Here is an 8,094-nt window from a genome sequence, read left to right as displayed (position 1 = left end):
CCGGGAAGATGTACTGGCCAATGCCGAAACTTACAAAGAGCAGGTGTTCAAAATTCTCGATCCGGCCAAAACCCGCATTGCTTTTAACTCGGAGTGGATGGGTGAGTTGGGTGCCGCTGGTTTAATTCGCTTAGCCTCGCAGCAAACGGTGGCGCGGATGCTGGAGCGCGATGATTTTAAAAAGCGTTTTGCCAACAATCAGTCGATTGCTATCCATGAGTTCTTATACCCACTGGTGCAAGGTTGGGACTCGGTAGCTCTGGAAGCTGATGTTGAAATGGGCGGTACTGATCAACGCTTTAACCTGCTGATGGGACGGGAGTTGCAAAAAGAAGCGGGGCAGCGGCCGCAAACAGTGATGATGGTGCCTTTGTTGGAAGGCCTGGATGGTGTGCAGAAGATGTCCAAATCGTTGGGCAACTATGTCGGTATAACCGATGCACCGAATGAGATGTTTGGCAAAATCATGTCCATCTCGGATGAGCTGATGTGGCGCTACTTTGAGCTGCTAAGCTTCCGGCCGCTGAAAGACATCGAGGCCCTGAAGCAGCGCATTGCTGATGGCGGCAACCCGCGGGATGTGAAGATTGAGCTGGCGAAAGAAATCATAGCCCGCTTTCACGATGCCGCCGCAGCCGATGCTGCCGAGCAGGATTTTATCCAGCGCTTTTCCAAAAATGCGTTGCCGGACGATATTCCTGAGCTGCAGTTAAGCTGTGACGGTGAGGCCATGCCGATTGCGAACCTGCTAAAAGAAGCCGGCCTGGTCGCCAGTACTTCGGAAGCCATGCGGATGATCAAGCAAGGCGCGGTGAAGCGCAACGGTGATGAGAAAATTGACGACAGTAAGCTGGAAATCGCCAAAGGCAGCGAAGCCATCTACCAGGTAGGCAAACGCAAATTTGCTAAAATAACGCTGGTCTAGCAGTCGTATTACTTGATCAGGGCGCATATTTGCGCCCTGTTTTAGCAGCTGTTTTTGTTGAGTTGGCTTGCTTGGTTGGGGTTTAGGAGTTTCTGCTGGCGTCTTGAGCGAAGCTTCGTGCATATTGAAGCAAAGAAATGAAAATTGGTGTAAAGAAAGCAGCCATTAGAATAGTCGTGCTGAGTGCTTCGAGCAAGGTTATTGAAGTGCTACTACCTATCACTTGCACGACAGAAAATACTATCAAAGCAGCCAAGGCTATAGCCAGAATGTTCCATGACCAAGCAGCACCTATTTTGATCGACCGGACATGGGCGTAACAGCCAACAGTGCTCAGCGTAAGTATTAAGATGACAAGTAACCACTCTATGAGAGTAGTTACTGTAAACTCTTCAATACCCGTAATGAAGTTGTATCCATTGGTGTAGATGGTGAGTAGCAAGTAAATTGCACTCAAAGCCAATGCGGTTTTTTTTAACATAATTAATGCCAAAAACCAAATGGAATCCGCTGGGGATCAGTTGGCAACTCTTTCCAGCCATCGACATTTTGAATATATCGACGTGAAAAGTTACGCCGCTTAGCGCCAGCTGGGACTAAACTTTCTAATACAGAAAGTAATCCCTTGGCCTCTCGGGACTTTCTCCCTTTAGTATTTATGATAAATACTAACGAAGGGTAGATATGTTTGTAAATCTGATCAGCCGAAATTTTGCTACTGAAGACACCAATGATTTGACTTCCAGCTTCCACAACTAAATTCGCTACACCTGACATATTGCAAACTCCTCCATGATGTGATTAATTATTCTGAATGTATCATTTAATTGTTATTATTGTCAATGCAATGTTTTATTTTGTTTGGGCTCTGTCTCGTGCAAGATATCAGAGCGCAAGCATGCGGCTAGAGCAGATGGGCTGGCATCGATTTGATATGCAAATCGCGCTGCGGATAAGGGATGGTGATCTTGTGTTCCTTAAATGCGCGCCAAATGGCCAGGTTCACTTCCGATTTGACGCCACCGGTACCGTTTTCCGGATCAGAAATCCAGGCGCGGAGCTGCAGCTCAATGCCACTGTCGGCAAACTCCATCAAGCGCACCGAAGGAGCCGGCTCGGTCAAAATACGGGATGAGGCTTTGGCGCATTCGAGCATCAGTGCCATGGCTTGCTCCGGATCATCGTCGTAACTGATTTGTACCGGGATCACCACCCGTACATTGCGATCAGCATAGCTCCAGTTAATTACTTCCGAGGTGATCAGGTTCTCATTCGGGATCAGAGTATCCACCCCTTCACGGTTTCGCACTACTACATAGCGTGCATTGAGCGCTTCGACCCAACCAAACTTATCGCCAACCGTGATCACATCGCCGGGTTTGATGGAGCGGTCCAGTACCAAAATAAAGCCGCTGATAAAATTCGAGGCAATGCGCTGCAAGCCAAAGCCAAGGCCTACACCCAGAGCACCACCAAAAATCGCCAGCGAGCTAAGGTTAATACCCACGGCGTTGAGCGCAATTAAAAAAGCCAGGGTGAGCAGAATAAACTTACTGAACTTGTTAAAGCCAACCCGCATGCTGGGTGAGATATTGGCCGAGCGCTGCAACTGCCTGCTAATCAATTCTGATAGCCAGATGGCGATAGTAAATGCCAGCCCTACCAGCAGCATCAGTTTTAACACGGAAAGCACTGAAATACGGTGCTCACCCAGATTCAGCGCCAGGGTATCCAGGAATGCAAGCACTGCAGGCAACCAGCCGAGTAAGTGCAACACTACTCCCAGCCAGACCAGGCTAGCCAGGGCGCTTTCAGATGATTTTAATAACGGATTGATGGTAAACGCTTTGCGGAGCAAATACACACTAAAACGAATCAACGCCAATGCCCACAGAATGGGCACTGCCACACTTAGCAGCTGCAAGGGGATATCGTACCAATCCAGCACCGCTTTGGCCGGTAGCACCACAGCAAGAGCGATTAAAGGCCAGAGCAGGCGCTGCAGGCTGCGCACCGCAATATGGCGAAACCCCTGTTGGTTGATGGATGTTTTAGTTTCTAGCAATGTTTGAATGCGGCGGTTAAACAAGGATGCGGCAGTGGCTGCCAGAGCCATTACCACGACCTGCCACCAGGTAGCCGGGCTTAACAGGCTTTCAAGATGCGGTTGCAACCAGGTGAGGACCGATTCCAGCATGGGTTTCCCTTTGAGTATTGTTAATTCAGTAACCAGAACACCACTGGCAAGGTCAGAAAGCTAAGCAGCACACCAAAGCCGACCAGGGCACTGATCAGACGCGGTGCCAGCCCGGCCATAATGGCGATGGCGCCAGCGGAGATCATCGGCGGCATGGCAGCCATAAAGACCACGGTTTGCCGCAAGCTGGTATCAACAGCACTGCTACTTGCTATAGCATAAGCCATCAATGGCATCAGAACCAGTGTCACCAGCAAGCCAAAGCCGAGTGGTTTTAATTCACTGGCTTGCAGACGAAAGCGCAGGCTAAAGCCAACGGCTATCATCACCACCGGCACTAGGGTGGCAGCCACATTGTTGAGTAGCTGGGTTGCCAGCGCAGGATAGCTGCTGTTTCGCAGCATCAGTGCCAGCAACAGAGCTAGCAGAGGGGGGGAGCTGAGCACTTTGCGCACAATGGCTTGCATACTGGCCGATGATTGCTGCTGGCCGTACAGACTGGCCAGAATGGTGGCATAGGTGGCCAGAGCGATAAAAGAGCCGAGTTGATCGTAAATAATGGCCACCGGCATATGAGCACTGCCCCAGAAGGCTTCGACCATCGGAAAACCCAGAAAAGAGGTATTGCCAAGCGGTAACACTATCAGCAAGGCGACCTTGGTATCCCGGCTCCAGTGCAGCCAATGTCCAACCAGCAGGGTAAGGGCTGCTACCATCAGCAGCAGCAACCAGGGCGTCAGCACTGGCAGCCAGAGCTGGCTGGAAAACTGCAGTTCAGGGATCTTTAACAACACCAGTGCTGGCAAAGCGACATTCAGCACATACGCATTTAAGGCTCGCGCACTGTCAGGTGGCATGGCTGGCACCAGTCGTAGCAGCAGGCCGATGGCCAGATAGCCGAGGATCAGGGCATAGTTGTCCAGTGGCAACACAGGCATCAGTTAGCCAGCTCCTTAGTGCAAGGGAAAGGCTTATTCTAGCGGGGAACTGACCAGAGCTCCATCCGCCTTTAGGCGAATAAAGTCTTCTTTTTGTTGCTTGCTCAATTGTTTAAATTGATATTCCGCTTTACTGGCGCTGCTGCGGCAGGGGTACGGCTGTTGATACAGCAACTGCAATGGCCGTTGCCCACGCAGCGCCTTAGCGCCGCCGGCCAGTTCACCATTGTGCTGGCGTAAGCGCCTTTGTGGATCGGTTGTGATGCCGGTATAGATTTTACCTCTGTTGGTTCTAAGCAGATAGAAAAACCAATCAGGCTCATTCGGCTGCATGCAAGGCTCCCAGTTTGGCTTTGTACAATTGTCGCCTGTCTACGGAGCGGGCAAACTGATGTGCTGTGAACAAGTGTTGCTCGGCGGAGGTCGTGCGTCCACGCTGGTAGTCGATATGAGCATAGCGAAAATAAATCTCATCGAGGTAGGGGGCCAGATGTTGTGCGCGCTCTAAATAGCGTTCAGCTCGCGCCAATTGACCATGCTGTATGGCTTCATCTGCCAGGAAGATCCATTCATAAGGGTTGGGATCATTGATTTGACTGATGGTTTCATTCAATGCATACGCCTCTTTATGGCGTCCTTGCAGGGTGAGCATTTCACGGAAGTTGATCATCGCATTCAGGTTGACTGGGTAATAGTCCAAAATAAAGCGATAGAGCTTTTCTGCTGTGAGGAAGTCTTGCTTACGGCGGTGCAATACTGCCAAAGCATTCAGCGCGGCGACATTATCCGGAGCAATTTGCAATGCTTTCATCAAATACGAAAATGCTGCTTCATCGTCATTCTGTTTTAACAGCTCCGCCGCCACATTTTGATAGAACATGGAGATAAAATGTTGCTCAGAAATATACTGTCCCCGTTGACGGCGAGCGCTTGGAAAGTAATCGATAAAAGAGCGTGAGTAGCTGATCTGGTTGGTTTCTCTATTGTGCTCTAACGGTGAGGATACTCTGGAGCGAATATGGCTTGATACATACAGAGTATCATCGATCAGTTCATAAACCGGCACTGAGTATACCAACTGGTAGTCAACGTCCACATCAATTAAACGGGCATAGGCGGTTGTTAAAATGGCCAGAGACAAACAGTTGCCTGTTTCACCTTGCAAACTGTCGGTAGCTTTTAAGGTTTTGCCATAATAATTAAAGTTAGCGTAACGCTGTTCAATAAACGATGATAACCGTTTATCCGGCGCTCTATGTTGCTGGGCTTCCGCGTGGTAGAGAGTTAAAAACTCGGCTTGCTGTGCTTCAGTGAGTAAAAACAGCTCCATGGGTTTGGGAGGCGTTGTACTTGGCATATTTGAAAACAGATTGTGATTCAGAGGGATGTCTGCAAAGCTTAGTTGTGTGGCTTCTTCATGGTTACCTGTGGCTTGAAGAGCTAAGTGCTTACCTGGAGAGGAGCAACTGCTAAGTAGCAAAGTTAAAAATGCACTTCCAATACAAAACCAGAGCGCTTGTTTCATCCTTGTTCCTTAATGTAAATAGCTTTATCTTCCCAGTTTAATAGAACTCTCTATTGATGCAAGCAAAAGCTAAGTTACCCGCAATTCCAGCTATGGGAAGCTAGTGTTCTAAGGTTATTGGATGTTGCTCAGCTTTATTGTTATTTAATGTGCTCTGTTGATACGGAGCTTATAAATAATGAGCGGTCGCTCAAAAGGAAAGCAGATAAAGCTTTGGAGTGCTTTGTTATGAGCTAAGGAATAATTGGTCTATAGCAATTTCTATGTGTAGTAGTAAAGATGTTCAGACGTCTTTTTGAAGTGAGGTGCACAGTGGTTCCGATAAAAGAACCACAGTGCACGAGTGAAAGCGTGCACTGTTAAAAGCAAAATGTCTATAATCAATGGCTGGGGTATCAGAGTGGTTGTTGTTGGGTAATGCAATGAATATTGCCACCGCCCAGCAGTATTTCCCGGCCGGGCACCAGTATTACTTCACGTTCCGGGAACAAAGCGCGCAGTATGTCTGCAGCGACCTGATCGTTCGGATCGTCAAAGGCTGGCATAATCAAACCGCCATTGCACAGGTAAAAGTTGATGTAGGAGCCGGCCAGCCGGGCATGCGCTTCGCGGGGAATGGTATGCAGCACCGAGTCGACACTGGCGTATTCTTCCGGCTCCGCAATAATAGGGGCTGGTAATGGCAACTTGTGTACCTTAATGGCACGGCCTTTGGCATCGGTGCTTTGCTCCAGCACTTCAAGCGCTGCCCTGGAGCGGGCGTACTGCGGATCGCTTTCATCGTCGGTCCAGGCCAGCAAGACTTCGCCAGGCTTGACGAAACAGGCCATGTTGTCGATGTGGCCATCGGTTTCATCCAGGTAAATGCCTTGCTGTAGCCAGATCACCTTACTGGTGCCGATATACGCATGCAGCATCTGCTCGACCTGCTCTCGGTTTAAATGCGGATTGCGATTCGGGTTGAGCAAACACTCTTCAGTGGTGAGCACAGTGCCTTCACCGTCGACATGAATGGCGCCACCTTCGAGCACAAAACCTTCGGTGCGATAACGCAGTTGCTGCTCAACGCTCAATACCTTGCTGGCGACCTGATCGTCCAGGTGCCAGGGGAAATACAGGCCGCCATTCAAACCACCCCAGGCGTTGAAGGTCCAGTCGATACCCCGCACCTCGCCCTTGTCATTCACCACGAAGCTGGGGCCGGTGTCCCGGCACCAGGCATCGTTGCTGGAAAGCTCAATCACTCGAATGCGCTCAGCCAGCTCAGGCTTGGTGTGCAGCTGTGCCAGCGCATTGCCATACTGATTGGCAGACACGCCGACCGTCACCGGCTCAAAGCGGGCAATAGCCTGAATCACCTGGGTAAATGCTGCCTGAGCCGGTTTGGCACCCAGCCGCCAGTTGTCGGTCCGCTCTGGCCATACCATCCAGGTCTGGCGATGAGGTTGCCACTCGGCAGGCATGTAAAAGCCATCCTGCCGTGGTGTACTGCTAAGGGTGCGCGCCAACTTAATTGCCACCTTGCGTGGTGCTGCCATCTTTGGTCAGCAAAGGTTGGTACAAATCGATACGGCGGTCACGGAAAACGCCCCAGCCGCGACGGTTTTGCGCCACTTCGTCCAGATCGAAGGTATGGACCAGAACAGCTTCGGAGCTTTCATCGGCTTCCTGCACCTTGGCACCGTACTCATTGGCAATGAAGGAACTGCCATAGAAGGTGATGGCGAAGTCATCTTCGGTTTCCACCCCAATGCGGTTGGAGGCAATTAAAGGCACCAGATTGGCGGCGGCATGGCCTTGTTGGGTACGTTGCCAGTGATCGCGTGAATTGACAGTGGCATCATGCGGCTCGCTGCCAATGGCGGTAGGGTAGAACAGCAGTTCAGCACCCATCAGCGCCATGCTGCGGGCACACTCCGGGAACCATTGATCCCAGCAGATGCCAATGCCGATTTTGGCGTACCTCGTTTGCCAGACTTTAAAACCGGTATCGCCCGGCGTGAAATAGAATTTCTCCGAGTAACCAGGACCATCCGGGATATGGCTTTTGCGGTAAACACCCAGCAGGCTGCCATCGGCATCCAGAACGGCGATGCTGTTGTAGAAGCAGTTGCCCGCTTTTTCATAGAAGCTGATCGGTAATACCACGGCCAGCTCTTTGGCAATGGCCTGAAAGTGGCGAATGGCCGGGTTTTCTTCTACCGTGGTGGCAAAATCCAGGTACTGCTCTTTTTGTTTCTGGCAGAAGTAATTGCGCTCAAACAGCTCCTGCAACAGGATGATTTGAGCACCCTGAGACGCGGCCTGACGGACCAGTTTCTCACCACGGGCAATGTTCTCGTCTACATTCCAACCACCGATCATTTGGGTGGCAGCAACCGTTACATTTCGCATTTAACTTCTCCGCTAGAGTAAGCCTGAGCCCCCGAAGCAGTGTCGGAGAACCCTTGAATAAAGGCGCGCAAAATGCCGTATTTTTCAACAGCCGTCAACTGCTTTTAGTGCCTGA

The 8,094-nt window shown here is 50.6% G+C and carries 9 protein-coding genes; 1 reads left to right on the top strand and 8 read right to left on the bottom strand.

Features of this window, described 5'->3' with window-relative positions:
* A partial coding sequence (tyrS, locus tag JJU14_RS12325) for a tyrosine--tRNA ligase (protein WP_228613964.1) occupies nt 1-925 on the top strand: 925 nt, incomplete at its 5' end.
* An 82-nt stretch (nt 926-1,007) separates the two neighbouring features.
* Here tyrS and JJU14_RS12320 read toward each other — a convergent pair.
* From JJU14_RS12320 to aguB, 8 genes are all read right to left on the bottom strand, one after another.
* Complete coding sequence (locus JJU14_RS12320) at nt 1,008-1,406, bottom strand: hypothetical protein (RefSeq protein ID WP_228613962.1); 399 nt, start codon at nt 1,404-1,406, stop codon at nt 1,008-1,010.
* A 2-nt stretch (nt 1,407-1,408) separates the two neighbouring features.
* Nucleotides 1,409-1,702: a hypothetical protein gene (locus JJU14_RS12315; protein ID WP_228613960.1), complete on the bottom strand. Its 294-nt coding sequence runs from the start codon at nt 1,700-1,702 to the stop codon at nt 1,409-1,411.
* A gap of 127 nt (nt 1,703-1,829) precedes the next feature.
* The gene (locus JJU14_RS12310; RefSeq protein WP_228613958.1) at nt 1,830-3,122 is read right to left on the bottom strand and encodes a mechanosensitive ion channel domain-containing protein; all 1,293 of its coding nucleotides are present in this window, start codon (nt 3,120-3,122) and stop codon (nt 1,830-1,832) included.
* A gap of 20 nt (nt 3,123-3,142) precedes the next feature.
* Nucleotides 3,143-4,060, bottom strand: a complete 918-nt coding sequence (locus JJU14_RS12305; protein WP_228613956.1) for an AEC family transporter — start codon at nt 4,058-4,060, stop codon at nt 3,143-3,145.
* A 33-nt stretch (nt 4,061-4,093) separates the two neighbouring features.
* Nucleotides 4,094-4,393: a GIY-YIG nuclease family protein gene (locus JJU14_RS12300; RefSeq protein WP_228613954.1), complete on the bottom strand. Its 300-nt coding sequence runs from the start codon at nt 4,391-4,393 to the stop codon at nt 4,094-4,096.
* Nucleotides 4,380-5,417, bottom strand: a complete 1,038-nt coding sequence (locus JJU14_RS12295; protein WP_228613952.1) for a hypothetical protein — start codon at nt 5,415-5,417, stop codon at nt 4,380-4,382. Before JJU14_RS12295 ends, JJU14_RS12300 begins: the two co-directional genes overlap by 14 nt.
* Before the next feature lie 563 nt (nt 5,418-5,980).
* Complete coding sequence (gene aguA, locus JJU14_RS12290; protein ID WP_228613950.1) at nt 5,981-7,123, bottom strand: agmatine deiminase; 1,143 nt, start codon at nt 7,121-7,123, stop codon at nt 5,981-5,983.
* On the bottom strand, nt 7,095-7,979 hold the full coding sequence (gene aguB, locus JJU14_RS12285) for an N-carbamoylputrescine amidase (protein WP_228613948.1): 885 nt from the start codon (nt 7,977-7,979) through the stop codon (nt 7,095-7,097). The genes aguA and aguB overlap by 29 nt, the downstream gene beginning before the upstream one ends.
* Between the last annotated feature and the right edge of the window lie 115 nt (nt 7,980-8,094).

The organism is Alkalimonas sp. (genome assembly GCF_020831925.1).
Taxonomy (GTDB): domain Bacteria; phylum Pseudomonadota; class Gammaproteobacteria; order Enterobacterales; family Alteromonadaceae; genus Alkalimonas.
The sequence above is the reverse complement of the archived record's forward strand: the minus strand, read 5'-3'. Positions and strand labels throughout refer to the sequence as shown.